Below are 24,169 nucleotides of genomic sequence, written 5' to 3'. Positions count from 1 at the left end.
GCGTCTCGCCGCTGCGCTTTCGAGATGGGTGTGCGGGCGAGTAGACGCGCGCATCCTCAATCCGATCCGCGAGACCGCACGTCGTCGCGTGCACGCAAGGCGCACTGCAACGATGCGCATGCAACAGCTGAAACCGTGGCCTTGCAGCAGCCGGCTGCGCAACGCCAGACCATGCGGCGACCGGGCATCCGGATCGCCGCAGGTGATGACGCATCAGTTCAACGAAAAACTCACCGGCACCAGGCCGTAGGCCTGCACGGCCTGTCCGTTCTGCATCGCCGGCTGGAAGCGCCAGTTGCGCAGCACCTGGCTACGAGCCGCCAGATCGAGCGCGCGATGACCGCTGCTGGTCTGCACGCTCACCTCGGCCGGGCGCCCATCGGTGCCGACCAACACGCGCAGCAGCACCGTGCCCTGCTGCCCGGCACGCAGTGCCGCCACCGGGTAACTCGGCGCCGGTGAGCTCAGGTACTGCAACTGGCCTGCCTCGACCGGGCCGCTGGGCTCGGCAATCGCCGGCGCGCTGTCAGACACCGCCTCCGAGACCGCAGGTAAGGCGAACGTTGCGTTGTCGACCGCCGCGGGCTCACTGATCACCGGGGTCTGCACCTGCACCGGCACCGTGGTCGGCGGTGTGTGCGTTGCCTTCGGCTTGAACTTCACCTCGATCGGAAACACCGGGGGCGGCGGCGTCTCGATGGTGATGGGCATGACCCAGCGTTCTTTCGGTGCGGGCTGCTGCGGAATTGCCCGGTACGAGAGCGGTATCAACAACAACCCGCCGGCCAGCAGATGCAAGGCCACTGCCGTGCTCATCGCCAGAACGCGCGACGTGTCGATGCCGGTGGATCGGGGAGAAACCTGCGATTGCGTGCGAACCATCATCCACCTCCTCAACGGAACTGCGGAAAGGACCAGCGCGACCCGGACGCACTACACCATCCGGTAGCGTAGGTTTACCGCGACCTCTGCGCGGGCACAAGCGATTTCGACGCGCTGGAGGTCGGCTGGTCGATTCGCCCCGGTCGCATCGATCCGCACACATTTGGCACGCCTGACTCGTGCCGGAAGCGGGGTGGGTGCCATCGCAAGGCGAGGCAACACAATTTTTGGCGTGCCCAACAAAAAACTGCCCTCGGGGAGGGCAATCTGGAAAGCAAGCCGAACGCGGTTGCGGTCAGGTCAACGCCCCAACTCGAACGTCACGTCCAGGTTGATCGACAAGGTGCTCTCGCCCGGGGCGACCTGGGTGTCCATCTCGGCCTTGGCCGAGCGCATCGAGGCGGCCATCATCATCGGGCGCACGCCGCCGCCGCTGCGGCCTTCGGAGATGCTGACGATGCGGCGCACCTTCAGGCCCAGCGACTTGGCATAGGTGTTGGCGCGGGCCTGGGCCTTCTTCAGCGCGGCCACGCGGGCCTCGTCGTAGGCCGGTTCGGGCTGGTCGACCGAGAAGCTGGGGCCGTTGATGTCGTTGGCGCCCTGGGCGACCAGCGCGTCCAGCACCTTGCCCAGGCGCGAGATGTCGCGGACCTTGAGGCTGACCGTGTTGCTGGCCTGGTAGCCGTTGATCTTTGGCGCTTCGTTTTCCTTGTAGGTGTACTGCGGGCTGAGGTTGATGCCGGTGGTCTGCACGTCCTTGTCGGCGATGCCGGCGGCCTTGATCGCGGCCATGACCTTGCTCATCTGTTCGGCGTTCTGGCGCATGGCGGCGTTGCCGTCGGCGGCCTGGGTAACCACGCCGGCAGACAGCGTGGCGATGTCCGGTATGCGCTTGGCGTCCGCTTCGGCCGACACGTTGAGCAGGGTGCCGTCGTTGGGAATGGTGTAGCTCGGAGCGGTCTGGGCGTGGGCGGTCATGGCGGTTCCGGCAGCGATGGACAGGGCCAGCAACAACGGTTTGAGGGTGGTACGCATGAGATCTCCTTGTCTGTAGGGGAAGCGTGTTGCCGGTTCGATGAACATGTTGTGAGTCGAACGCGACCACTGCCGCCCGGATCGGCAAGCGGGCGGGGAGGGGCAACAGGTATGCTGGACGGATGCTCTATCTCGCCTCCCGGTCGCCGCGCCGGCAAGAACTGCTGCAACGCTTGGATGTGCCTTTCCAGACCCTGCAACTGGACGTGCCCGAACTGCGCGCGCCCGACGAATCGCCTGCGCAATACGTGCAGCGCGTCGCGCTGGACAAGGCGCGTGCCGGCCTGGCGCAGGTGCAGTCCAGCGACCCCGATGCGATCGTGCTCGGCTCCGATACCGAGGTGGTGCTGGGCGAGCGGGTGTTCGGCAAGCCGGTCGATGCGGACGATGCGATCGCCATGCTGAGCCTGCTGTCCGGGCGTACCCACCAGGTGCTCACGGCCGTGGTTCTAGTCTGCGCGCAACGCGCCCCGGTGCAGAAGCTGGTGGTGTCGGAGGTGACCTTCGCGCCACTCGATGCTGCGCAGATCGCCGCGTACGTGGCGTGCGGCGAGCCGATGGGCAAGGCTGGCGCGTATGCGATCCAAGGCCGCGCCGAACGTTTTATCAGCCATCTGTCCGGCAGCTATTCCGGCGTGATGGGATTGCCGCTGTTTCACACCTCGCAGTTGCTCACAGCCCTCGGAGCGCATTGATGTCGGAAGAGATCTTGGTCAACGTCACCCCGCGCGAAACCCGCGTCGCGGTGATCGAGAACGGCATGCTGCAGGAGCTGCATATCGAGCGCGGCTGGCGCCGGGGTGTGGTCGGCAATATCTACAAGGGCAAGGTGCAGCGGGTGATGCCGGGCATGCAGGCGGCATTTGTCGAGCTGGGTCTGGAGCGCGCCGCGTTCCTGCACGCCAACGACGTGGTGCGCCCGGCGCCGGCACCGGCCAGCGTGGTCGATACCGAAGAAACCCCGATCCCGCCGCCGCCGGCGGCCGCGGTGCCGATCGTGGAACTGCTGCGCGACGGCCAGGACATCGTGGTGCAGGTGGTCAAGGACCCGATCGGCACCAAGGGCGCGCGGCTGACCACGCAGATCAGCATCCCCTCGCGTTATCTGGTGCTGCTGCCGCAGTCGAAGATCGTCGGGGTGTCGGCGCGGATCGAGGACGAGGCCGAGCGGCTGCGCCTGAAGACCATCGTCAGCGAGGTCTCGGCCCAGCACGGCGGTTTCGGCTACATCATCCGCACCAACGCCGAAGGCCAGCCGGCCGAAGCGCTGGCCGAGGACATCGCCTACCTGTCGCGGGTCTGGAACGTGGTCGAGCGGCGCGGCCGCGAGGCACCGCCGTGCAGCATCATCTACGAAGACCTGAGCCTGCCGTTGCGTGCGGTGCGCGATCTGATCCGCCGTGACGTGGAGAAGGTCAAGGTCGATTCCAACGAGACCTTCGTGCAGTTGCAGGCATTCGTGGCCAAGTACATGCCGGTGCTGGCCGAGCGGCTGGAGCTGTATACCGGCGACCGGCCGATCTTCGACCTGTACGGGGTCGAGGACGAGATCGGGCGCGCGTTGAACAAGCAGGTGCCGCTCAAGTCCGGTGGCTACCTGGTGATCGACCAGACCGAGGCGATGACCACCATCGACGTCAACACCGGTTCGTTCGTCGGCCAGCGCAATCTCGAGGAAACCGTGTTCCGCACCAACCTGGAGGCCGCGCAGGCGGTGGCGCGGCAGCTGCGGCTGCGCAACCTGGGCGGCATCATCATCATCGACTTCATCGACATGGACGATGCCGAGCACCGCCGCCAGGTGCTGCGCACGCTGGAGAAAGCGCTGGCGCGCGATCACGCCAAGACCACCGTGTACGAATTCTCGCCGCTGGGCCTGGTCGAGATGACCCGCAAGCGCACCGTCGAAAGCCTGGAGCGGCAGCTATCCGAAACCTGCGGCCAGTGCAGCGGGCGCGGCACCATCAAGACCGCCGAGACGGTGACTTACGAGATCTTCCGCGAGATCACCCGCGCGGTACGCCAGTTCGATGCCGCGCGGCTGCTGGTGATCGCCTCGTCGAAGGTCGTCGCCCGCATCACCGACGAAGAGTCGGCCGCGGTGGCCGAGCTGGAGGAATTCCTCGGCAAGAGCATCCGCTTCCAGTCCGACGACCAGTATCTGCAGGAGCAGTTCGATGTGGTGCTGCTGTGAGGCGGGGAATGGAGAGTCGGGAATCGGGAATGGGGGTGGAGCGAAAGGCGCTCTGCGGGGTGCCGGTGACATCTTTAGAATGGCGGCGCGCGCGGATGGATGATCGTGTGCGCGGCGCGGTTTGTGCTCCTGCGATTCCCTATTCCCTATTCACCATTCCCCGCCGTTAATGCCCACCCCGCTGCGCCGCCGTCTCCGTCTGTTTCGCCGCTATGCGATCACTGCCACCGCGCTTGCGCTGGTGGCGATCGCGTTGCTGGTGGGTGCGGCCAGCCAGGCGTTGCCGTTGGCCGAGCAGCGGCCGCAGCAGATCGCCGCATGGCTGAGCGAGCGCGCCGGCCAGCCGATCGCGTTCGATCGCCTGCAGACCGAATGGACCCGGCGCGGCCCGTTGCTGCGGCTGGATGGCTTGCGGATCGGCCCGCATGGCGAGGTGCGTGTGGGCCAGGCCGAAATCCTGCTGGCGATGTACGCCGGCCTGTTGCCCGGCCATTCGCTGACCGAGGTGCGTCTGCGTGGCCTGGCGCTGACGCTGCAACGTAGCGACGATGGCGTGTGGTCGGTGCAGGGTCTGCCGGCCGGGTGGCGTTCGGACCCGCTGGAAGCATTGCGCCGGCTCGGCGAGATCCAGGTGGCCGAGGCGCGCCTGCGCGTGGCCGCGCCGTCGATCGGCGTGGATACCACGCTGCCGCGCATCGACCTGCGCCTGCGCGTCAACGGCTCGACGGTGAAGGTCGGCAGCCGCGCCTGGATCGACCTGCAGCGCGCACCGTTGACCACGGTGATCGCGTTCGATCGCGACAGCGGCGACGGCAGCGCCTATGCACAAGCCGACCCGGCCGAGCTGGCCGCCTGGGCGGCATTGCTGCAGTTTGGCGGTATGCGCGTGGACGGCGGCGGCGGACGCCTGCAGGCCTGGGCGCAGCTGCGCGCGCGCCGGATCACTGCAGTCACCGTGGATGCCGATCTGCAGCAACTGCGATTGTCCGGCGCGGCATTGCCCGAGCAGACCGCACGCCGCACGCTGGTGTGGGAGCGGCTGCAGGCGCGTGCGCGCTGGCAGACCATCGACGGCGGCTGGCGCATGGATGCGCCGCTGCTGCGCTTGGGCCAGGCGGCCAGGCTGCAGCGGCTGGACGGGCTGAGCATTGCCGGCGGGCGCCGTTATGCGGTGGTGGGCAAACACCTCGATGTCTCGGGCCTGATCGCGGCGGCCGCCTTGAGCGAGCAGCTGTCGCCTGGCCTGCGGCGCTGGCTGAGCCTGTCCCGTCCGCAGTTGCGCCTGGCCGATCTGCAGATCGCCGGCGAGCAGGGCGGAGCGGTGCGCGCGCACGGCCGGATCGAGGAACTGGGCTTTCTGCCGGTGGGCAACGCGCCGGGCATCAGCGGCCTGCGCGGCCGGATCGATGGCGATGCACAGGCGATCCAGCTCGACCCCGCAGCGGATGCCACGCTGCGCTTCGACTGGCCGACCGGGTTCGGAGTGGTGCACGAGCTGCAGCTGGCCGGCAGCATCGTGGGCTGGCGTGACGGTGCCGGCTGGCAGGTCGCCACGCCGGCGTTGCGCGTGCAGGCCAGGGACTATGGTGCCAGCGTGCGCGGCGGGCTGTGGTTCCAGAACGATGGCAGCCGCCCGCGCATCCAGCTGGCCACGCAACTGGACGATGTCGCCCTGCCGGTGGCGCGCAAGTTCTGGATCCGCTCCAAGATGAGCAAGGCGGCCATCGACTGGCTGGACACGGCGGTTGCCGGTGGCGTGATCACCGGCGGCACCGGCCTGGTCAGCGGCGATCTGGACGACTGGCCGTTCGACAACAACGACGGGCGCTTCGAGGCGTTTGGGCATATCCGCGATGGCGTGATCCGCTTCCAGCCGGACTGGCCGGCAATGGAACAGGTGCAGGCCGACCTGCGCTTCGTCGCCAATGGATTCTCCCTGCAGGGCAGCGGCGATCTGGCCGGCACCCCGATCAGGCAACTGGAGGCCGGCATCCCCAGCTTCACCACCTCTGAGCTGTACGTGCGCGCCTCTACCCAGGCCGATGCCGCGCAGCTGTTGGGCATGCTGCGCAAGAGCCCGTTGGAGCGCCGCTACGGCGACACCTTGCGCAATCTCACGGTGTCCGGCCCGGCGGCGGTGAGCTTCGATCTGCTGCGGCCGTTACGCACCCACGGGGTGGGCGGTCACCTGCAGGGCACGGTGGCACTGCAGGGCGCCAGGCTGGCCGACGCGCGCTGGAACCTGGCCTTCGACCAGGTCAGTGGCCAGGCCGAGTATCGCGACAGCGGCTTTGCGGCCGAGCAGCTGAGCGTGCAGCACCAGGGCCGCAGCGGCACGCTGGCGCTGCGCGCCGGTGGCTTCGTGCAGGACCCCGGGCAGGCGTTCGAGGCGCGGCTGGGTGCCACCCTGGATGCCAAGGAATTGTTCGACCGCGCACCGCAGATGGAGTGGCTGCGCCCCTACGTGCATGGCAGCGCACCATGGCAGGTGGGGGTGGATGTGCCACTGCCGACGCCCGGCCAGCCCGATGCGCAGGCCATGCTGACGCTGCGTTCCGAGCTGGTGGGCACCACCCTGGACCTGCCCGCGCCGCTGGACAAACCCGCCGCCCGGCCGCTGGATACCCAGGTCAAGGTGGCGCTGCCGGTGGGCGATGGCGATATCGACGTGGCGTTCGGCAAGCTGGTGGCGCTCAAGGCCAGCAGTCACGGCGAGCAAACCGGCGTGCGCGTGGTGATGGGTACCGACACCGTGAGCGAGCGCCCGCCCGCGAACGGGTTGGTGGTGACCGGCCGCACCGCCTCGCTGGATGCGATCGACTGGATCAGCCTGGCGCGCGGCAGCAGCGCTGCAGACACGCCGGCGCTGCCGGGCCAGCCGGCCACACCCAAAAAAGATGCCGTTCCCCTGCAGCAGGTCGACGTGCAGGCAGACAGGCTGCTGATGATCGGCGGCGTGTTTCCGCAGACGCGGCTGCGGTTGCGGCCGACCCGCGACGCAGTGGCGGTGACGCTGGATGGCCCCTCGCTGGCCGGCCAGCTGACCGTGCCCAATGCCGACGGTGGCACCGTGCAGGGCAAGCTCGGCACCGTGCGCTGGCAACCGGTGGCCGAGGCCCCCGAGCCTGCGGCGCCGGAGCCCGGCGATCCGCTGGCCGGTGCCTTGCCCGAGCCGGCGCGACGGGCGGTGGCCGAGTTCGACCCGGTGTCGATCCCGCCGCTGGCGCTGGATATCGATGACCTGCGCGTGGGCAAGATGACCTTCGGCGCGGCCACCCTGCGCAGCAGCCGGCTCACCGATGGCATGCAGGTCGATCAGCTGCAGCTGCGCTCGGAGGACCAGAGCATCGGCCTGACCGGCGCCTGGCGCGGCAAGGGCGAGGCGGCCAGCACGCGGCTGTCGGCGCGGGTGGACAGCCGCAATCTCGGCAATCTGCTGCAGAACCTCACCCTGGGCGGCCAGCTGCGCGGGGGCGAGGGCCAGCTGGAACTCAATGCCGGCTGGCAGGGCTCGCCGACCGGCTTTGCGCTCGGCTCGCTGGACGGCAACCTCAAGGTCGATGTCCGCAATGGCCAGCTGCTGGAAGTGGAGCCGGGCGCCGGGCGCGTGCTGGGCCTGCTCAGCGTGGCGCAGCTGCCGCGCCGGCTGATGTTCGACTTCCGCGATTTCTTCTCCAAGGGGCTGGCCTTCAATACGCTGGACGGTGAGGTGCGCTTTGGCGAAGGCTTCGCGCGTACCGACGCCATCCGCATCGCCGGCCCGGCGGCGGATATCGCCATCCGTGGGCAGACCGACCTGCGCGCGCAGACCTTCGACCAGACCGTGGACGTCAACCCCAAGGCCGGCAATCTGCTGACCGTGGTCGGCGCCGTGGCTGGCGGCCCGGTCGGCGCGGCGGTGGGCGCGGCCGCCAACGCGGTGCTCGGCAAACCGCTGGGTGCGATCGGTGCCAAGACCTACCACGTCACCGGCCCATGGAAGGACCCGCAGGTGGATGTGGTCGAACGCGACGTGCGCGAGCGTGCGCCGGGCAAACCGGCTGCGCCAACGGCAACCCCAGGCACCCCCGGTCGGTCGCCACGCTGACGCGCTCGATTGCGTCAGCGTCAGCGAGGATCGGTGCTGATTGGTCTCGGGCCCTCAATCCGTGCGTCGATCGAATGCAGTACGCGCCAGCCGGCAAGCCATGCATGCTGACGCATTGCCGCATTTATTCGGCGGGGCTGTCACTGTCGGCGCGGCTGAACATCGGCAGGCGCAGCCGCGAGCGGTGCCCAGGCGCCGGCGGTTGCCCAGGCGCGGGCACGCCCAGAAAGTAGCCGCGTTGCCATTTTTCACGCGCCGCCGCCGATTGCGCGTCCGGCAGTGCATCCAGAAAGCGTGTACGGCTGTGGGTCCAGTCGGCATGTTGCTGCGCCAGCTGCGGCGCTTCGGAAAGCGGCTTCCATTGTGGCTGCACCTGTTCGATCAACTGCCGCTGCAGCGGGAACAGATGGCAGAACGGCTCGCCCGCTTCGAAGCGCACCCGCCCGGGCCGGGTGAAGCGCCAGTTCATGGTGAAGGTGTGGGGGCTCCAGTCGGTTTCCACCAGGCCGCTCAACGCGCCGATGCCGTCCTTGGGCCGGTTCAACGGGCCGGTGACGAACAGGTCGATGCCGGTGTCGGTGCGGAACAGGCAGGGCACATGGAAGGTCAGCACGCCATAACCGAAGTGGCTGATCGCCGGCGCGACCGTCTCTGGGTCAGCGTTGATGGTGATTGCCGCCAGCGCGTCGCCGCCGTCCCACTCGGCGTCGAAACCCGACTGGCACAGCAGCTCCCAACCATGCGCATTGGCGATCGCCAGCGGCAGGCAACGGTAGGCGTAACGCTGGTCGGTGGCATCCATCCACGCGCGCTCATGCGGGGCGGGGCGGATGTCCAGCGTGTGGCCATCCAGAACGTGGGCGATGAGCTTCATGCGCGGGCGATCGATAACGAGCTGGCGGCGATGATAGCGGCGCCGCATGTTCAGCCGAACGACTTGTCTCCCCGGCGCGCGGGCCCCATCCTGACCGCATGACCGATCACGCACTCACTCTGGCCGAAACCCGGCTGCTGCTTCCTTCCGGCCTGGATGCCGGCCATCTTGACCGCACCTTCGGCGCCCTGCTGGGGCCGGGCATCGACTTCGGCGATCTGTATTTCCAGCATTCGCGGCGCGAGAGCTGGAGCGTGGAAGACGGCATCGTCAAGGACGGTGCGCATTCCATCGAACAGGGCGTGGGCGTGCGCGCCATTGCCGGCGAAAAGACCGGGTTTGCGTATTCCGACGACATCCAGCGCGAGACCTTGCTGGAAGCGGCGCAGTCGGCCCGTGCGATCTCGCGCGACGGCGGCGCGCAGTCCACGCGCGCGCTGGTGCGTGGCAATGGCCGGGCGTTGTACCCGGCCACCGATCCGATCGACGACATGGACAGCGCCACCAAGGTAGAGCTGCTGCGCCGCATCGACCAGTACCTGCGCGCCGCCGACCCGCGCGTCAAGCAGGTGATGGTGAGCCTGTCCGGCGGCGTGGACACGGTGTTGATCGCCCGCAGCGATGGCGTGCTGGCCGCCGACGTGCGCCCGCTGGTGCGCCTGAACGTGCAGGTCATCGTCGAGCACAGCGGCCGCCGCGAATCCGGTTATTCCGGCGGCGGTGGCCGGTATGGCTACGCCGAGCTGTTTGCCGAGGGCCGCCCGGAAGGGTTTGCGCGCGAAGCGCTGCGCCAGGCGCTGGTCAACCTGGAGGCGATACCGGCGCCGGCCGGCGTGATGCCGGTGGTGCTCGGCCCCGGCTGGCCCGGCGTGCTGCTGCACGAGGCGGTGGGCCACGGGCTGGAAGGCGATTTCAATCGCAAGGGCACCAGCGTCTACGCCGGCCGCATCGGCGAGCGCGTGGCGTCGCCGGGCGTGACCATCGTCGACGACGGCACGCTGGACGGACGCCGCGGCTCGCTCAACATCGACGACGAAGGCACGCCGACCCAGTGCACCACGCTGATCGAAGACGGCGTGCTGGTGGGCTACATGCAGGACAGCCACAACGCGCGCCTGATGGGAGTGGCGCCCACCGGCAATGGCCGCCGCGAATCGTTCGCGCACCTGACCATGCCGCGTATGACCAATACCTACATGCGCGCCGGCCAGCACGACCCGGAAGAGATGATCCGCTCGGTCAAGAAGGGCATCTACGCGGTGAACTTCGGCGGCGGCCAGGTCGACATCACCAGCGGCAAATACGTGTTCTCGGCCACCGAGGCCTACCTGATCGAAGACGGCAAGGTCACCGCGCCGGTCAAGGGCGCCACCCTGATCGGCAACGGCCCGGAAACCATGCAGAAGGTGCGCATGATCGGCAATGATCTGGCGCTGGACGAAGGCGTGGGCGTGTGCGGCAAGGACGGGCAGAGCGTGCCGGTGGGTGTCGGCCAGCCGTCGCTATTGATCGACGGCATCACGGTTGGCGGGACGCAGGCCTGAGATGCGGGGATTCGGGAATCGGGATTCGGGATTCGCAACGGCAGGAGCGCAGAGCGGGGCGTCGGGCGTTTGCGGTTTGCCGGTTCAGCAGACGGGATTCGGGAATCGGGAATCGGGATTCGTAACGGCAGGAGCGCAGAGCAGTGCGTCGGGCGTTTGCGGTTTTCCGGTTCAGCAGACGGGAATCGGGAGTCGGGATTTGGGAGTGGCAACGGCCGGGATGGCCGTTGCCTCGATTGATGGATCGGGCAGATCCTTATTCGTCACCTTCCGACGCCGATTCGTCGTCGTCCAATCCCGAATCCCCACTCTCCAATCCCTGCTCTTGAGACAGCTCGCGCAGCACCTGGAACAGTTCGCGGTACGCGCGCGGGGGTTTGTTCTTGGCGCGTTCGTGGATCGCGTTGCGCACCAGCTGGCGCAGCTGCTGGCGGTCGGCGGCCGGGTAGGCTTCCAGCAGTTCGGCCAGCGCGACGTCGCCTTCGGCGAGCAGGCGCTCGCGCCAACGCTCGACCCGGTGGATCGCGGCCACCTCGCGGCGCGCGGTGTCGCTGTTGGCGTCCAACGCATCGCGGATCGCGGCCAGGGTTTCGTCGTCCTCGCGGCGCATGTGCTTGGCCAGAAACGCCAGCTGTCGCTTGTGGGCGATGTGTGAGGTGATGCGCTTGCTCTCTTCGATATGCGGGATCAGCGACTCGGGCACCGGCAGCTTGGCCAGCTGCGCCGGGGTCAGCGCCACCAGCTTTTCGCCCAGGTCGAAGATTTCCAGCGCCTCGCGCCGCTGCTGGCTGCGGCTGGCGCCGCGAAATTCACCGGTCTCTTCATCACGTCCGCGCATTGCCACTACATCCCGAAACTTGGTTAGTTGACTTTCCGGCCACGAACGGCCGGACTCCGGCGGAAGACTCCGCACCAAATTCAGACACTCCGGCCACGGATGGCCGAGCTTTCGCGGACGGATCCGCATCCAAATTCAGACAGTCCGACCATGGATGGTCGGGCTTTCGCGGACGGATCCGCATCCAAAGGATAAAGCATTGAACGCACTCTCCTCCGAAACCCGTGTCGCCGACGACAGCTTGCAGCGTCTGGACGCATTGACCGATATCTCGCAGCGCCTGCTCGAGCGCGCCCGTGCAGCCGGCGCCACCCAGGCCGAAGTGAGCTGTAGCGAAGAGCGCGGCCTGGACGTCAACGTACGCCTGGGCGAGGTGGAAACGGTCGAATCCACCCGCGACCGCGGCATTGCAGTGACCGTCTACTTCGGCAAGCGCAAGGGCAGTGCCAGCACCGCCGACCTGCAGGAGTCCAGCCTGGAAGCCACCGTCGCGCAGGCCTGTGCCATCGCGCGCTACACCGAAGACGACGTGGCCGCCGGCCTGGCCGATCCGGAGCTGATGGCGCGCGAGTTCCCTGACCTAGACAGCTGGCACCCGTGGGCGCTGGATGCCGACACTGCGGTGGATCTGGCCCTGGCCTGCGAAAGCGCCGGACGCGACGCGGACGCGCGCATCAGCAATTCCGACGGCGCCTCGGCCAGCACCGGGCTCAGCCTGTCGGTCTACGCCAACTCGCATGGGTTCATCGGCCGCGAACGCGGCACCCATCATTCGATCAGCTGCGCGTTGATTGCCGGGCAGGGCGACGGCATGCAGCGCGACGGCTGGTACAGCAGTGCCCTGGCGCGCGAGGACCTCGAAGCGCCGGAGGCCATTGGCCGCCACGCTGCCGAGCGCACCCTGGCGCGTCTGCAGCCGCGCTCCCTGCCCACCGGGCAGTTGCCGGTGCTGTTTGCGCCGGAGGTGGCGCGTCCGCTGGTCGGCCATCTGCTCGGTGCAGTGTCCGGCGGCGCGCTGTATCGCCGCGCCAGCTTCCTGCTCGACAGCGTCGGCACCAGGCTGTTCCCGGACTGGTTCAACATCGAAGAGCTGCCACATCTGCGCCGCGGGCTGCGTTCGGCCGCGTTCGATGGCGAAGGCGTGGCCACGCGGCAGTCGGCGCTGATCACCGACGGTGTGCTGCAGCGCTACGTGCTGGGCAGCTATTCGGCCCGCAAGCTGGGTCTGCAGACTACCGCCAACGCTGGCGGCGTGCACAACCTGCAGGTCAGCGCCAACGCCGGCGATCTGGCCTCGCTGATCGGCGGCATGTCGCGCGGGCTGCTGGTGACCGAGCTGATGGGCAACGGCGTCAATCCGGTGACCGGCGATTACTCGCGCGGCGCCGGCGGCTTCTGGATCGAGAACGGCGCCATCGCCTATCCGGTGGACGGGCTCACCATTGCCGGCAACCTGCGCGAGATGTTCGCCGGTATCGAAGCGGTGGGTAGCGATGTCGACCCGCGCTCGCACGTCAAGATCGGCTCGGTGCTGATCAACCGTATGACCGTGGCGGGCGATAGCTAAGCTAGGCGTTCCTCCGTTGGGTCACTGCGCCGCCTGCGCTCGGGCGCAGTGACGCATGAATCATGCAGGCGCCGGTCTCGCAAGTGGTGAGTGGGGACGTCGGGTTCGGGTGGTGCGCGCTGCACGGACCGGACCTGGCTGCCGTGAGAGACCATGTCTTCCCGCACTGGTGGCTGGCTGAATCGTTGTTATAGTCCGCCGCACCACAATCATGTTCGGGGAGACATATGAGCGAATTCGACACCCACACCGCACCGCCACCGCCGCCGATCGGCACCAGCACGCCGTCCGAAGAACGCACCCTGGCGCTGGCTGCGCATCTGCTCGGCATCCTGACGTCCTTCATCGGTGCGTTGGTGATCTGGCTGATCAGCAAGGACGCCAGCCCGTCCAAGCCGTTCGCCACCGATCAGGCCAAGGAAGCGCTGAATTTCCAGATCACCGTGATCATTGCCTATGTCCTGGCGGTGATCCTGACCATCGTCTCATTCGGCATCCTGTTCTTCGTGCCGACGCTGGTCTGGGTGGCCAACCTGGTGTTCTGCATCCTGGCCGCAGTCAAGGCCAACAACGGTGAGCATTACCGTTACCCGTTCGCGCTGCGCCTGATCAAGTAATCGGCGCGGTGCGAACAGCAAAGGCCCGGCATCGCTGCCGGGCCTTTGTCGTTTCAGGCGATGGCGCGATCAGTTCTGCGCCGGGGTGTTCTCGGCAAAGTACTCGTGGCTGTCGGCATTGGTGATGGCCTGGGCCGGGTTGCTTTGGGCCAGGCTGCGCGCGCCGGACTGACCGTAGACGCGGTCCTGGGTACCGGCCACCACGGTGAAGTGGCTGGTCTCGTGCACCAGCGTGCCCGCCTTGGAGTCGGTGCCGGTGGTAGACGCGCTCCAGAACGCGTTGCAGACATGGATCTCGTACGGCTGGTTCGGATAGACGTAGGCGAAGGCGTCCGCCAGATCCGCTTCGCAGCTGCAATTGATCGTCAGCTGGCGGTTGTTCTGGTCCAGCGCGTTGTCGATGTTGACGAAGTTGGAGCTGACCCGGCTGTAGCGCGAGGCGTTATAGGCGCCGAACCAGGTGGTGTAACGCGCGCCAGTGCTGCCCGCATTGAGGTAGTTGCGCGCGTTTTGCGAGTAGTTGCGCGCGGCAGTGACGGCACTGGCGGCCTGGTTGGTGCGGGTGGTGCTGCAGTTGAGGTAGTTGATGCCGTTGACCACGGCGGTCGGGCCGACTGCGAGCTGGCGCTGCACGCCGCGGCGTGCGCCGTCCAGCCACACGGTCAGCGGGCTGCTGGTGGCCACCGCGGGCAGGCCGTTGGCGGCTTTCATCAGGCTGCCGTCGGACAGCGAGGCGTACTGCAGGGTGGAGCGCACCTGGATGGTGTAGTGGCCGCTGGTGGACAGGTCGTAGGCGCCGGCCAGATCGACCTCACCTTTCACGCTCTGGCCCGGCTGCAGGATGGTGAAGTCGGCCGCCTTAGGCAGGCCGCGCTTGACCAGGCGCCCGGTGTAGTCCACTGGCGTGCCATCGCGGCTCACTTCCAGAATGCCGTTGTCCAGCGACTTCAGCGGCAGCTGATAGGTCGGCACGCGTGCGATCTGGCTGCCGTTGTTGGTGACGGTGACGGCGATCTTGCCTTGATGACGGCCAGCCTGATCGGCCACTGGCGACAGTTCGATTGTCAACGGAACCGGGCCGCGCACGGACTGCGCCTGCGCCGAACCGAGCACACCGACAACGGCGAGCGTGCCTGCTGCAAACGATGCGAGAAAAACATTTTTCACCAGTGACTCTCCTTGGTCGGGGGATGCCTGCGAGTGCGGGCCAGCCAAACCTAGGTAGCGCGAGCGGGCGCGACAAGTCGTTCAATTAACGATATTTCTGATGACAGATAATCCAGAAGTCCGAGAAAGTCACTGCCGATGTCGATAATTCAGGAATAAAGTATGATGCCCGTCGTTTCTTGACGCCGGGCGTGTGTCAGCGGCTGACACAAACCTCGGTGATGAAAGTTTCATTTTGTGACCTTCTTCTCCGGTCGCCCGATCGCCCTCACGGCTGCAACCGTGCGCTGGCGCACGGAGTGCGCAGATTGGGTCGCCTTCGTCAGTGGGGGCCGATCAGAACGGCTGCCAGCGGGATGCCGGAAGTCGGCGACGTGCGTGGTGGGCCGCCCGCTTTGGCGCCGTGTTGGAGTGCACTCAAGCGTCACTGCGATGCTCGACGGCAACCGCGAGCAGGTCGGCCGGCCATGTCGCAGCCACCGGCGTCGGGTCGCGCCGTGCCGATGCACCGGGCAGCCCCTGCGTGCGTTGACCCGCTTGTATGCGCCAGCGCTGGCTCGTGGCGCCAGCGCAGCGGTGCTCTGCGTCTGTCGGTAACGCAGTGAACGAGCAGCGCTTTCGGCGCACCGTCTCTCCCGGCCGAGCACAACTGTCCAATGGAGGAGTGTGGTCGGGCACCACCGTCGCCTGGCTGACGATAGTGGCCGTGGCGAGGTGATTCAGTGCGCGCGGTCTACCGCGAACCGGCCCAGGCTGGCCAGGGTGTCGCCCGGCTGGCCATAGGGCTGCAGGATGTCGTGCATGCGCGTCGCCAGCTCCGCCAATTTGGACTTGGCGCCGTCCATGCCAAGCAAGGCAGGGTAGGTGGACTTGGACTGTGCGGCGTCCTTGCCGGCGGTCTTGCCCAGCTGCGCCGAGCTCGATTCCACATCCAGGATGTCATCGCGGACCTGGAAGGCCAGGCCCAGTGCGTCGGCAAAGTCGTCCACGCGCTGCTGGTCGGCCGCGCCGGCATTGCCGGCCAGTGCGCCCATGCGCACCGCCGCGCGGATCAGGGCACCGGTCTTGAGCGCATGCATGCGCTGCAAGGCGTGCAGCGATTGCAGCTGGCCGGTGGCATCGATATCCAGTGCCTGGCCCCCGCACATGCCGGCAGCACCGGCAGCAGTGGACAGGCTCTGCAGCCAGCCCACACGCAGCTCGGCACTGACAGGTGCGGCGGCCAGCAGCTCGAAGGCGCGGGTCTGCAATGCATCGCCGGCCAGGATGGCGGTTGCTTCGTCGAAGGCGATATGCACGGTGGGCTGGCCGCGGCGCAACGCGTCGTCGTCCATCGCCGGCAGGTCGTCGTGCACCAGCGAGTAGGCGTGGATCAGCTCCACGGCCACCGCCGGTGTGTCCAGCAGGTCTTCCTCGGCGCCGAACAATGCGCCGCTGGCATACACCAGCAGCGGGCGCATGCGTTTGCCGCCGCCGAGCACGGCGTGCCGCATCGCGGCGTGCAGCCGCTGCGGCGCCAGTGCGGCATCCGGCAGGCCGGCTTCGAGGCTGCGTTCGGTACGGGCGATCCAGTGTTCGAACAGCGCGGAACTCACCTCAGCCGCCGTCCAGCGACGGCGGCTCGAACGCTTCGGCAAGCTCGGGGCGGGCGGGGTCGGTCAGCAATCGCACGCGCAGTTCGGCCTGTTCCAGCGCCTGCTGGCAATCGCGGTACAAGCCGATGCCACGTTCGTAGGCGGTGAGCGATTGCTCCAGGCTCAGGTCGCCGACTTCCATTTTCTGCACCAGTTGCTCGAGTTCTTCCAGCGACTGTTCGAAGCGGGCAACCGGGGATGTTTCGTTCAAGGACTTCTTGGCCATCGCTAAAGTGTGCGGCGCGCGCGCAGGCGGGTCAATTCGCCGTGGTGTCCGCGCGCCAGACCAGACGCGCTGCATTGGCCTGCAACCAGTGGCTCAACGTGGCCGAGACGATGCAATCGCCCGCGGCCAGGACCTGGTCGCCAGCCCACAGGATCGGCAGGCGATCGCGCTCCCACGGCGGCAGATCCGAGGCCTGCAGCAGATGCTTGAGCCGATGCGAATGCGCGCGCTGCGGCAGCACGATGCGCTCGCCACCGTGTCGGCCACGCACCAGCAGCGGTTGCGCAAAGCGCAGCCCCGGCGCGCCCAGCAGCTGCAGCTGCGCGCCATCGGGCAGGCAGAGCGGCTGCGCGCCGTCCCATGGCGCAGACCAGTGCGCCGGCCATGGGACGGACGGGCGGCGCAGGTAGAGACGGTGCCGCCAGCGGCGCACTTCGACCTGCTGCCACGCAAAACAGGCCTGCCGGTCGGCGGCGTGGTGCTCGATCTCCTGCTCAAGGGCTGCCACGCCGTGGGCGGGCAGCGGTGGCGCGCCGGCTGCGCTTGCCCATGCGCGCAGCAACCGCGGCCGGCGTGCCGCGGGCTGTGCGCGCAGCAGCTGCAGGTCCAGGGCGCCCGTGGCCGTCTGCATATCAGGCAGCAGTCTCAGGTCCTCGTGCAGCAGCAGCTCACCGGCGTCGGCACTCAGCTGCGCGCTGCGCGCCAGTGCGTCGGCCGCCTGCGGCCAGCGTTGCTGCAGCAACGGCAGCACCCGGGTCCGCAGGAAATTGCGGTCGTAGCGCGCATCTGCATTGCTCGGGTCTTCGATCCAGTGCAACCGGTGCACCTGTGCATACGCCTGCAGGTCGGCGCGTGCCCGCGTCAGCAACGGGCGCCACGCCATGCCGTCGGCAAAGCGCCGCTGCGCGCGCATGGCACCCAATCCATCCGGGCCGGAGGCGCGCAGTGCGCGCAGCAGGAAGGTCTCGGCCTGGTCGTCGCGGTGGTGGGCCAGTGCCAACCATTCGCCGGGCGCAAGGCTTTCGGCAAAGGCGGCATGGCGGGCCTGGCGCGCGGCCGCCTCCAGGCCCAGCCCGCTGTCGCGCGCGACCTGCACCTGCACGATGCGCAGCGGCACCTGCAGCGCCGCGCAGGTGTGCCGGCAATGCAGCGCCCAGGCATCGGCGTCGGCATGCAGGCCGTGGTGCACGTGCAGCGCCCGCAGGCCGCGCGCACGGTAGGCCGGAATCGCAGCCAGCGCGTGCAGCAAGACCGCCGAATCCATGCCGCCGCTGTAGGCGATCACCACCGGGCCGGGGGGAGTGGCGGGGAGCAATGTGGTGGCGTCGGTCACCGGGTGCTCACTGACGGCCGAACGCCGCGTCGCACGCGAGCTGCCGGTGTCTGCGAAGCAGCGGTGTGCCAGGCGGGTGTGGATCGCACCGCCTGGCCCGCGCACATGGCGGTGCCATGGCCATCGCGGTGTGCCGCGCATCGGCAAGCACAAGCCGATGCAGCCAGTCGCCCAGGCCGCTGCGCGTCATGCCCACCGCCGTCCGTTGATGCGTCAGACACGCCGGCAAGGTGAGGCTGGTCGCCGGCCCATCGGTCGTCATCGCGCCGCAAGCCGCCCATCAACGCGTGGCCGCCGCCTCGAACGTCGCCGGCTTGGGCAGCTCCACCGGCACGCCGGCGCTGTTGCAGGTGCCGACCTTGCACAGGCGCGCGCGCAGGCGCGGGGTGGCCTGCACGATGACGTGGTAGATCACGTTCTCCTCCAGGGTGCCGCGGAAGGCCGCGCTGCCCGGGCCGGTAGCCCAGATGCCGACGTCTTCGCCGCCATGGCTTTCGGACTTGGTCGGCACCAGCGACTCCTGCATGTAGCTGGGCGCCTCGGTGTCGACGTGGGTCAGGTCCGGGCGGCCGGCGGCCGGCTCGCTGTTGCTGGGTTCGTGCGGGTACTTCTTGGGGCCGGCCGGCTGCGCGTTGCTGGCGCCGGTATAGCCGGGGCCGTTGGCATAGCTGAGGGTGGTGTAGGGCTGGCCGGCCAGGTCGGTGGCCAGCTGGGTGCGGTCGCCTTCTTCGCCGCCGGTGCCGCGCACCTTGCCCAGAATCGGATTGCCGCGCACCGGGTAGCCGACGAAGTTGAGCGTGTGCGAATGGTCGGCGGTGACGATGATCAGCGTGTCCGGCGGCGCGGTCTGCACGGCAGCGCGCACCGCATCGGACAGCGACACGGTTTCATCGAGCGCGCGGTAGGCGTTGCCGGCGTGATTGGCGTGATCGATCCGGCCGCCTTCGACCATCAGTACGAACCCGTTCGGGTCACGCGACAGCGACTGGATCGCGGTGCGCGTCATCTCGGTCAGGCTGGGCTCGCCCTGCGGGGTGCGGTTGCGGTCGTGGTCGAACTGCATGTGGTCCGGTTCGAACAGCCCCAGCAGCGCCGGCGCGCCGGTTGCCGCTTTCAATTGCTGCGCGTTCCAGACATACGCGCCCTGCGGGTGCGCCTGCTTCCATTCGGCCACCAGATCGCGGCCGTCCAGGCGCAGGCCCACCTTGTCGTCGTATTCGGGGTCGCGCTCCTGCACGGTCTGGAACTGGCTGCGTCCTCCGCCCAGCACCACCTGCGGGCCGCGTCCGTAGCGCGCGGTGGACAACAGCTGCTGGGCGATGTCCTGGCAGCCGGCGGTGCGCGCGGACTCGGGAAGATCGGTGTCGTTTTCCCAGTTGCGGTCCGGCGAATGTGCATACGTTGCCGCAGGCGTTGCATGGGTCAGGCGCGTGGTGGTGACGATGCCGGTGGCCATGCCGGCGCTGTCGGCCAGTTGCAGCCAGCTCAGCAGGCCCTTGTTCAAGCTGTCGGCGCAGTCGCTGCGATTGCCGCTGCTGACCCCGATCGCGCCCATGTGCGACTTCACACCGGTGGTGATGGAGGTCATGGTGCCGGCCGAATCCGGCGTCTGCGAATCGGTGTTGTAGGTCTTGCTGAAGGCGGTGGCCGGGAACTGCTCCCACGACAGCAGGTTCTCCTCGCCGGGCCCGCCCTTGCGTTGGCCATCGAGGATGCGTGCAGCCGCCACGGTGGTCAGGCTCATGCCATCGCCCAGGAACAGGATCACGTTACGCGCCTTGCCGGCCATGGCGCCGTTGCCGGCGGCGCGCGCCGCACCGGAGCGATACCACCATTGCGGGGTCTCGCCGGTCGGATGGGTCACGGGTGGCACATCCACGTTGACGGCAGCGGGTGCAGAGGCGCTGCGTCCGGCAGTGGAGGCGCAGGCGGCAACGCAGAGCGTGGTGAGGGCGGCGAGGGCAGGCAGGCGGTAACGCATCGGGGTCGAACTCGTGGCTGAATCAGCGCCCATTATGCCGGCCCGCGTCCGTCGCACAGATGACACGCCGCTGTTCCAGTCGTGGCCTCGCGGGCAGGCCGGGCCTGCGATAAGGTGCATGCACTCTCCCCCCCCGGATGATTCGACGACATGAGACTGGTTGCGGCCTGGTTGCGCATTCCGTTCTGGCAGCGCGTGGTGGCCGGCTTCGTCCTGGGCGCGCTGGCTGGCTGGGCCATGGGGCCGGCGGCCGACGTGTGGTTCGGTCCACTGGGCGATCTGTACGTCACCCTGATCAAGATGATCGCCGTGCCGCTGGTGTTCTTCGCGGTGATCAATGCGATCTCCTCGCTGCACGGGCAGAAATCGGTGGCTGCACTGGGCGGGCGCACCTTCCTGTGGTTCGTGATCACCGCGGCCTTGGCCGTTGGCGTAGGGCTGGCGGTGGGCACGCTGCTGCAGCCGGGCGCCGGCCACTTCAATCTGAGCGTGGACTCCACCTGGAAGCCGCGCGATGTGCCCAGCCCGATCAAGGTGCTGCTGGACGTGGTGCCGTCCAATCCGTTCTACGCACTCACCGGCATCGGCACCAAGACCAATGCCGCTGGCGAAACCGTGCTGGCGGCCGGGCGCGGCTCGATCCTGCCGGTGATCTTCTTTGCCGGGCTGCTGGGCTTTGCGATGGTCAAGCTCGGCGAACGGGTGGCCGAGGCGCGCAAGCTGACCGGGCAACTGAGCGACATCATGATCCAGGTCACCCGCTTCGTGCTGGAGATGACCCCGCTCGGCACCTTCGGCCTGATCGCCAGCCTGGTCGGCAGCTACGGATTCGCCAAGCTGTTGCCGTTTGGCAGTTTCGTGCTGGCGCTGTATGTGGCCTGTGCGATCCATATCCTGGTGGTCTATAGCGGCCTGTTGCTGGTGCATGGGCTCAATCCGTGGAAGTTCTTCCGCGGCGCTGCGCCCGGCATGCAGGTGGCCTTCGTCAGTTCGTCGAGCTTTGCCGCCATGCCGGTGGCGATGCGCTCGATCACCCATAACCTGGGCGTGAGCAAGGACTACGCCGCGTTTGCGGTGCCGTTGGGCGCCAGCATCAAGATGGATGGTTGCGGCGCGATCTTCCCGGCGCTGTGCGCGGTGTTCATCGCGCAATACACCGGCGTACCGCTGACCGCCAACCAGTACTTCGTGGTGCTGATCGCCTCGGTGTTGGGCAGCTTCGGCACCGCCGGCGTGCCGGGCACGGCAGTGATCATGGCCACGGTGGTGCTGAGCGCGGCCAACCTGCCATTGGAAGTGATCGGCTACCTGTACGCCATCGACCGCATCCTGGACATGATGCGCACCATGACCAACGTGACCGGGCAGATGCTGGTGCCGGTGCTGGTGGCCAAGGAAACCGGCCTGCTCGACAAGACCATCTACGAGTCCGCCTCCACCAATGTGGGGCTGGAAGATCCGCCGGCGGACAGCGCCAAGCCGCTGCGCTGAGCGCCCTCGATGACGGCAGGATTTCCCGTGCTGCGCGAGCGCCTGGCGCAAGTGACCGAGCTGGAGATGGTCGACGGTGTGTTCGTGCAGCGCAGCCTGGCGCCGGATCCGTTCGAGGACCGCTACCTGCAGGTGCGGCGCAAGGAAGGGCGCCTGTATACCGATGCGCAGGTCCGCAGCCTGCCGCGCCCCGGCGGCAAGCTCGGCGCCAGCCTGGAATGGCAGGTGCGCGCGCTGTCCAGTGACTTGCTGGTGCAACACCTGCGCGCGCGCGCAGGGGAAGGCGCCATTCTTGAACTGGGCTGCGGCAATGGCTGGCTGTCGCAACGGCTCGCCCAGTCGCTGCAACGCGACGTGTGCGGCATCGACGTCAATCGCACCGAACTTGCGCAGGCCGCACGCGTGTTCGGTCACGACCAACGCCTGAGTTTCGTTGCCGCCGATATCCACACCCTGGCATTGCCGCGGGATGTGTTCGACGTCATCGTGGTGCCGGCGTGCATCCAGTATTTCGCCGACCCCGGCGCGCTGCTGGTGCGCCTGCTGGCGCAGCTGCGCGATGGCGGCGAGCTGCATATCCTCGACAGCCCCTTGTACGCAAGTTCGCAACGCGCCAACGACAGTGCCGCGCGCAGCCTGCGGTATTTCACCGGGTTGGGCGTGCCTGCATTGGCGGAGCAATATCACCAGCACACCTACGCCACCTTCGACCGATTTGCAGTGGAATGGCGGTTCGATCCGCGCCGGCTGGGTGCGCGGGTGCGGCGCCTGCTGGGGCTGCAACAGCCGCATTTCCCGTGGCTCTGCCTTCGCAAGCAGGACAACGTCGCGGCGGCGCGCGCGACGGCCTAGCGGTGCCTGCAAGCCGCATTGGACGAGGCTGCGATATAGCGGCCGGTGCGCAGGCCCGTCGCTTGCGGACGTCGACAGCCAGGTGGGTGCCGCGTCGACATCGCAATGGTGGCCGGCGTTGCGGTTCTGCTCGCAGGGCTGCAGAGCTCGCGCCGGATCAGCGCAGGTGACCGCTTTGCAGGTAGGCAACGTCGCCCAATGTTGCGAGCAGTGGACGCTGCCGCGCAACGCGTGCCCGCCGTTGCAGCCACATGGCACACTGCCGGCTCATCCATTGAGGGAGGCGGGCGGTGACCGGCCAACAGCGTGATCTGACATTTCGATTTCTGGCCGAGCCCAGCGACGTCAATTTCGGCGGCAAGGTGCATGGCGGTGTGGTGATGAAGTGGATCGACCAGGTCGGCTTCGCGGCGGCCAGTGGCTGGAGCGGGCATTACTGCGTGACCGTGGCGGTGGGCGGCATCCGCTTCGTGGCGCCGGTACGGATCGGCGACCTGGTCGCGGTATCGGCCAAGCTGGTCTACACCGGGCGCAGCAGCATGCACTTCGCCATCGATGTGCGTGCGCGCAGCCCGATGGGGGGCGACTCGCGCCTGTGCACGCACTGCATCATCGTGTTCGTGGCGATGGACCCGGACGGCGTCACGCCGGTGGAAGTGCCTTCCTGGCGGCCGGATACGCCAGAGGATCAACGCCTGGCCGAGTACGCGCTCAAGGTGATGGAGCTGAGCAAGGGCATCGAGGACACCATGGCCCATTACCAGGCCGATACCTCGCGGTAACCGGCACCGCAGGCCGCGCTGCCGCTGGGGTACACGCATGCCCAAGATGCCGCACGTAGCGTGAGGCCCGGCGCGCGCAGTGCAGCCGGCGGCGGGTGTACCCGTTGCCACGCAGCGGTCGCGGGCGATGCAGGACTGCAACGTGCCACGGCACTGCAACGAAAAGGCCGCGGGATCGCCGCGGCCTTTGTCATGCAATCGACGCAGTGTCTATACCGGCAATCAGAGCACCCGGCGTGCCTGGATGAACTTCTCGCTCCAGTAGCCGCTGGCCAGCGAATCCACGCGCACGTCCTTGCCGCGGCTGGGCGCGTGTAGGAACTTGCCGTCGCCGACCACGAGGCCGACATGATCGATGCGGCCACGCTCGCCGAAAAACACCAGGTCGCCTGCCTTCAGCGCGTTCGGGTCCTTGATCAGCTCGGCCGATTCGTCGCGGGCAATGTCGCGCGAGACGCGCGGCAGGTCGATACCCAGCGCGGTCTTGAAGACGTAGCCAACCAGGCCACTGCAATCAAAACCTTCGGTGGACTCGCCGCCCCAGACGTAGGGGGTGCCGAGCAGGGCCATGGCGCGTTGCAGGATCACCTGCACGCGGCTGTCGGCCACGGCATTCTGCGCAGCGTTGGCGGCGCTCTGCGACACGTCGTAGTTGGCCAACAGGCGGCTGAGGTCGCCGGCGAACATCGCCGAGCGGTCCATCAGCGGAATGGCGTCATTGGCAGCCAGGTGCGGAAGCAGGGCGGCCAGTGTTGCGGTGGCAGCGGCGTCGGCACGGCTGCGGGTTGCGGCTTTCTCGGCGGCGACGGCGCTGTCTGGCGTGGTCGTCTGCGGAGTGGATGAGGCGCTGTTGGCGGTCTGCGCCAGAGCGGGAAGTGCAGCAATCCAAAGGGCGGTGGCGCAAAGCAGGCGGAGCGGTTTCCGGAGCGGAAGCGGGGCGGCGCCAGGGCTGATCTGTTCGTCGTTCGTCACGCGGGAATCACAATTCTGCTGGCGATGCGGGATGATGCCCTGGTGAACGAATCGTTACGTTCAAAAAAAGTTAACTTTCCGTTTGATGACTTG

The 24,169-nt window shown here is 67.8% G+C and carries 20 protein-coding genes; 10 read left to right on the top strand and 10 right to left on the bottom strand.

The features are described from left to right. Positions 1–213 precede the first annotated feature (213 nt). Positions 214–822 carry an energy transducer TonB gene (locus OZ10_RS03445; RefSeq protein WP_425598922.1) on the bottom strand — a complete coding sequence of 203 codons (609 nt, stop codon included), beginning with the start codon at positions 820–822 and terminating at the stop codon, positions 214–216. Here OZ10_RS03445 and OZ10_RS22790 point away from each other — a divergent pair. After that, positions 710–949 (top strand): hypothetical protein, encoded by a 240-nt coding sequence (locus OZ10_RS22790; protein WP_236726944.1) that lies wholly within the window; start codon positions 710–712, stop codon positions 947–949. The two genes, OZ10_RS03445 and OZ10_RS22790, sit on opposite strands and share 113 nt — an antisense overlap. 233 nt (positions 950–1,182) lie before the next feature. Here the strand turns inward: OZ10_RS22790 and OZ10_RS03440 are convergent, their stop codons facing one another. Beyond that, positions 1,183–1,917, bottom strand: coding sequence for an SIMPL domain-containing protein (locus OZ10_RS03440; protein ID WP_039563961.1), 735 nt, complete (start codon positions 1,915–1,917; stop codon positions 1,183–1,185). Positions 1,918–2,039: 122 nt separating this feature from the next. Between OZ10_RS03440 and OZ10_RS03435 the strand changes: the two genes are divergently transcribed. The 3 genes from OZ10_RS03435 (at position 2,040) to OZ10_RS03425 (ending at position 8,198) form a co-directional block, all read left to right on the top strand. Further along, on the top strand, positions 2,040–2,612 hold the full coding sequence (locus tag OZ10_RS03435) for a Maf-like protein (protein WP_039563959.1): 573 nt from the start codon (positions 2,040–2,042) through the stop codon (positions 2,610–2,612). Next, positions 2,612–4,111 carry a ribonuclease G gene (gene rng, locus OZ10_RS03430; RefSeq protein WP_024939725.1) on the top strand — a complete coding sequence of 500 codons (1,500 nt, stop codon included), beginning with the start codon at positions 2,612–2,614 and terminating at the stop codon, positions 4,109–4,111. Before OZ10_RS03435 ends, rng begins: the two co-directional genes overlap by 1 nt. 169 nt (positions 4,112–4,280) lie before the next feature. Further along, on the top strand, positions 4,281–8,198 hold the full coding sequence (locus OZ10_RS03425) for a YhdP family protein (protein ID WP_039411746.1): 3,918 nt from the start codon (positions 4,281–4,283) through the stop codon (positions 8,196–8,198). Positions 8,199–8,322: 124 nt separating this feature from the next. Here OZ10_RS03425 and OZ10_RS03420 read toward each other — a convergent pair whose 3' ends face one another. Then, positions 8,323–9,072, bottom strand: coding sequence for a DUF6065 family protein (locus OZ10_RS03420; protein ID WP_039411750.1), 750 nt, complete (start codon positions 9,070–9,072; stop codon positions 8,323–8,325). Positions 9,073–9,170: 98 nt separating this feature from the next. On the opposite strand from OZ10_RS03420, the gene tldD reads away from it, so the two are divergent. Then, positions 9,171–10,616 carry a metalloprotease TldD gene (tldD, locus tag OZ10_RS03415; protein WP_039411753.1) on the top strand — a complete coding sequence of 482 codons (1,446 nt, stop codon included), beginning with the start codon at positions 9,171–9,173 and terminating at the stop codon, positions 10,614–10,616. A gap of 256 nt (positions 10,617–10,872) precedes the next feature. Here the strand turns inward: tldD and yjgA are convergent, their stop codons facing one another. Continuing rightward, positions 10,873–11,454 carry a ribosome biogenesis factor YjgA gene (gene yjgA / locus OZ10_RS03410; protein ID WP_039411756.1) on the bottom strand — a complete coding sequence of 194 codons (582 nt, stop codon included), beginning with the start codon at positions 11,452–11,454 and terminating at the stop codon, positions 10,873–10,875. 199 nt (positions 11,455–11,653) lie between these two features. On the opposite strand from yjgA, the gene pmbA reads away from it, so the two are divergent. Both pmbA and OZ10_RS03400 read left to right on the top strand, forming a co-directional pair. Continuing rightward, positions 11,654–13,021, top strand: coding sequence for a metalloprotease PmbA (gene pmbA, locus OZ10_RS03405; protein WP_039563957.1), 1,368 nt, complete (start codon positions 11,654–11,656; stop codon positions 13,019–13,021). Positions 13,022–13,248: 227 nt separating this feature from the next. Next, the gene (locus OZ10_RS03400) at positions 13,249–13,638 is read left to right on the top strand and encodes a DUF4870 domain-containing protein (protein WP_039563956.1); all 390 of its coding nucleotides are present in this window, start codon (positions 13,249–13,251) and stop codon (positions 13,636–13,638) included. A gap of 69 nt (positions 13,639–13,707) precedes the next feature. Here the strand turns inward: OZ10_RS03400 and OZ10_RS03395 are convergent, their stop codons facing one another. The 5 genes from OZ10_RS03395 to OZ10_RS03375 all read right to left on the bottom strand — a co-directional run bounded on the left by OZ10_RS03395 (position 13,708) and on the right by OZ10_RS03375 (position 20,012). Then, the gene (locus OZ10_RS03395; protein WP_039563955.1) at positions 13,708–14,805 is read right to left on the bottom strand and encodes a M35 family metalloendopeptidase; all 1,098 of its coding nucleotides are present in this window, start codon (positions 14,803–14,805) and stop codon (positions 13,708–13,710) included. 719 nt (positions 14,806–15,524) lie between these two features. Further along, positions 15,525–16,400, bottom strand: coding sequence for a polyprenyl synthetase family protein (locus OZ10_RS03390; RefSeq protein WP_039411769.1), 876 nt, complete (start codon positions 16,398–16,400; stop codon positions 15,525–15,527). Between the two features lies 1 nt (position 16,401). Next, positions 16,402–16,665, bottom strand: coding sequence for an exodeoxyribonuclease VII small subunit (locus OZ10_RS03385; RefSeq protein ID WP_039411772.1), 264 nt, complete (start codon positions 16,663–16,665; stop codon positions 16,402–16,404). A 31-nt stretch (positions 16,666–16,696) separates the two neighbouring features. Beyond that, entirely contained in the window at positions 16,697–17,998 is a 1,302-nt protein-coding gene (gene tilS / locus OZ10_RS03380; protein WP_039415637.1) for a tRNA lysidine(34) synthetase TilS, read from the bottom strand. A gap of 280 nt (positions 17,999–18,278) precedes the next feature. Further along, positions 18,279–20,012 (bottom strand): alkaline phosphatase family protein, encoded by a 1,734-nt coding sequence (locus tag OZ10_RS03375; protein ID WP_052209957.1) that lies wholly within the window; start codon positions 20,010–20,012, stop codon positions 18,279–18,281. A gap of 117 nt (positions 20,013–20,129) precedes the next feature. Here OZ10_RS03375 and OZ10_RS03370 point away from each other — a divergent pair, with 117 nt between their 5' ends. The 3 genes from OZ10_RS03370 (at position 20,130) to OZ10_RS03360 (ending at position 23,104) form a co-directional block, all read left to right on the top strand. Continuing rightward, a complete protein-coding gene (locus tag OZ10_RS03370) occupies positions 20,130–21,470 on the top strand; it encodes a dicarboxylate/amino acid:cation symporter (RefSeq protein ID WP_039563953.1) in 1,341 nt (446 codons plus the stop codon). Positions 21,471–21,479: 9 nt separating this feature from the next. Beyond that, positions 21,480–22,322: a class I SAM-dependent methyltransferase gene (locus OZ10_RS03365; protein WP_039406083.1), complete on the top strand. Its 843-nt coding sequence runs from the start codon at positions 21,480–21,482 to the stop codon at positions 22,320–22,322. 290 nt (positions 22,323–22,612) lie between these two features. Then, complete coding sequence (locus OZ10_RS03360; protein WP_039406085.1) at positions 22,613–23,104, top strand: acyl-CoA thioesterase; 492 nt, start codon at positions 22,613–22,615, stop codon at positions 23,102–23,104. Between the two features lie 222 nt (positions 23,105–23,326). On the opposite strand, the gene OZ10_RS03355 is transcribed toward OZ10_RS03360, so the two are convergent. Then, positions 23,327–24,076, bottom strand: a complete 750-nt coding sequence (locus OZ10_RS03355; RefSeq protein ID WP_039406086.1) for a C40 family peptidase — start codon at positions 24,074–24,076, stop codon at positions 23,327–23,329. Positions 24,077–24,169 lie beyond the last annotated feature (93 nt).

This window comes from Xanthomonas cannabis pv. cannabis (assembly GCF_000802365.1).
Lineage (GTDB): Bacteria > Pseudomonadota > Gammaproteobacteria > Xanthomonadales > Xanthomonadaceae > Xanthomonas > Xanthomonas cannabis.
Note: the sequence above shows the minus strand (reverse complement) of the source record. Positions and strands in the feature narration are given on the sequence as shown.

What these genes read in the sequence shown, in the direction of transcription:
- OZ10_RS03440 (WP_039563961.1), bottom strand. Translation starts at nt 1,917, where the DNA reads ATGCGTACCACCCTCAAACCGTTGTTGCTGGCCCTGTCCATCGCTGCC.
- OZ10_RS03370 (WP_039563953.1), top strand. Translation starts at nt 20,130, where the DNA reads ATGAGACTGGTTGCGGCCTGGTTGCGCATTCCGTTCTGGCAGCGCGTG.
- OZ10_RS03425 (WP_039411746.1), top strand. Translation starts at nt 4,281, where the DNA reads ATGCCCACCCCGCTGCGCCGCCGTCTCCGTCTGTTTCGCCGCTATGCG.
- tldD (WP_039411753.1), top strand. Translation starts at nt 9,171, where the DNA reads ATGACCGATCACGCACTCACTCTGGCCGAAACCCGGCTGCTGCTTCCT.
- OZ10_RS03435 (WP_039563959.1), top strand. Translation starts at nt 2,040, where the DNA reads ATGCTCTATCTCGCCTCCCGGTCGCCGCGCCGGCAAGAACTGCTGCAA.
- OZ10_RS03400 (WP_039563956.1), top strand. Translation starts at nt 13,249, where the DNA reads ATGAGCGAATTCGACACCCACACCGCACCGCCACCGCCGCCGATCGGC.
- rng (WP_024939725.1), top strand. Translation starts at nt 2,612, where the DNA reads ATGTCGGAAGAGATCTTGGTCAACGTCACCCCGCGCGAAACCCGCGTC.
- OZ10_RS22790 (WP_236726944.1), top strand. Translation starts at nt 710, where the DNA reads ATGACCCAGCGTTCTTTCGGTGCGGGCTGCTGCGGAATTGCCCGGTAC.
- OZ10_RS03375 (WP_052209957.1), bottom strand. Translation starts at nt 20,012, where the DNA reads ATGGGCGCTGATTCAGCCACGAGTTCGACCCCGATGCGTTACCGCCTG.
- OZ10_RS03420 (WP_039411750.1), bottom strand. Translation starts at nt 9,072, where the DNA reads ATGAAGCTCATCGCCCACGTTCTGGATGGCCACACGCTGGACATCCGC.
- OZ10_RS03385 (WP_039411772.1), bottom strand. Translation starts at nt 16,665, where the DNA reads ATGGCCAAGAAGTCCTTGAACGAAACATCCCCGGTTGCCCGCTTCGAA.
- OZ10_RS03365 (WP_039406083.1), top strand. Translation starts at nt 21,480, where the DNA reads ATGACGGCAGGATTTCCCGTGCTGCGCGAGCGCCTGGCGCAAGTGACC.
- yjgA (WP_039411756.1), bottom strand. Translation starts at nt 11,454, where the DNA reads ATGCGCGGACGTGATGAAGAGACCGGTGAATTTCGCGGCGCCAGCCGC.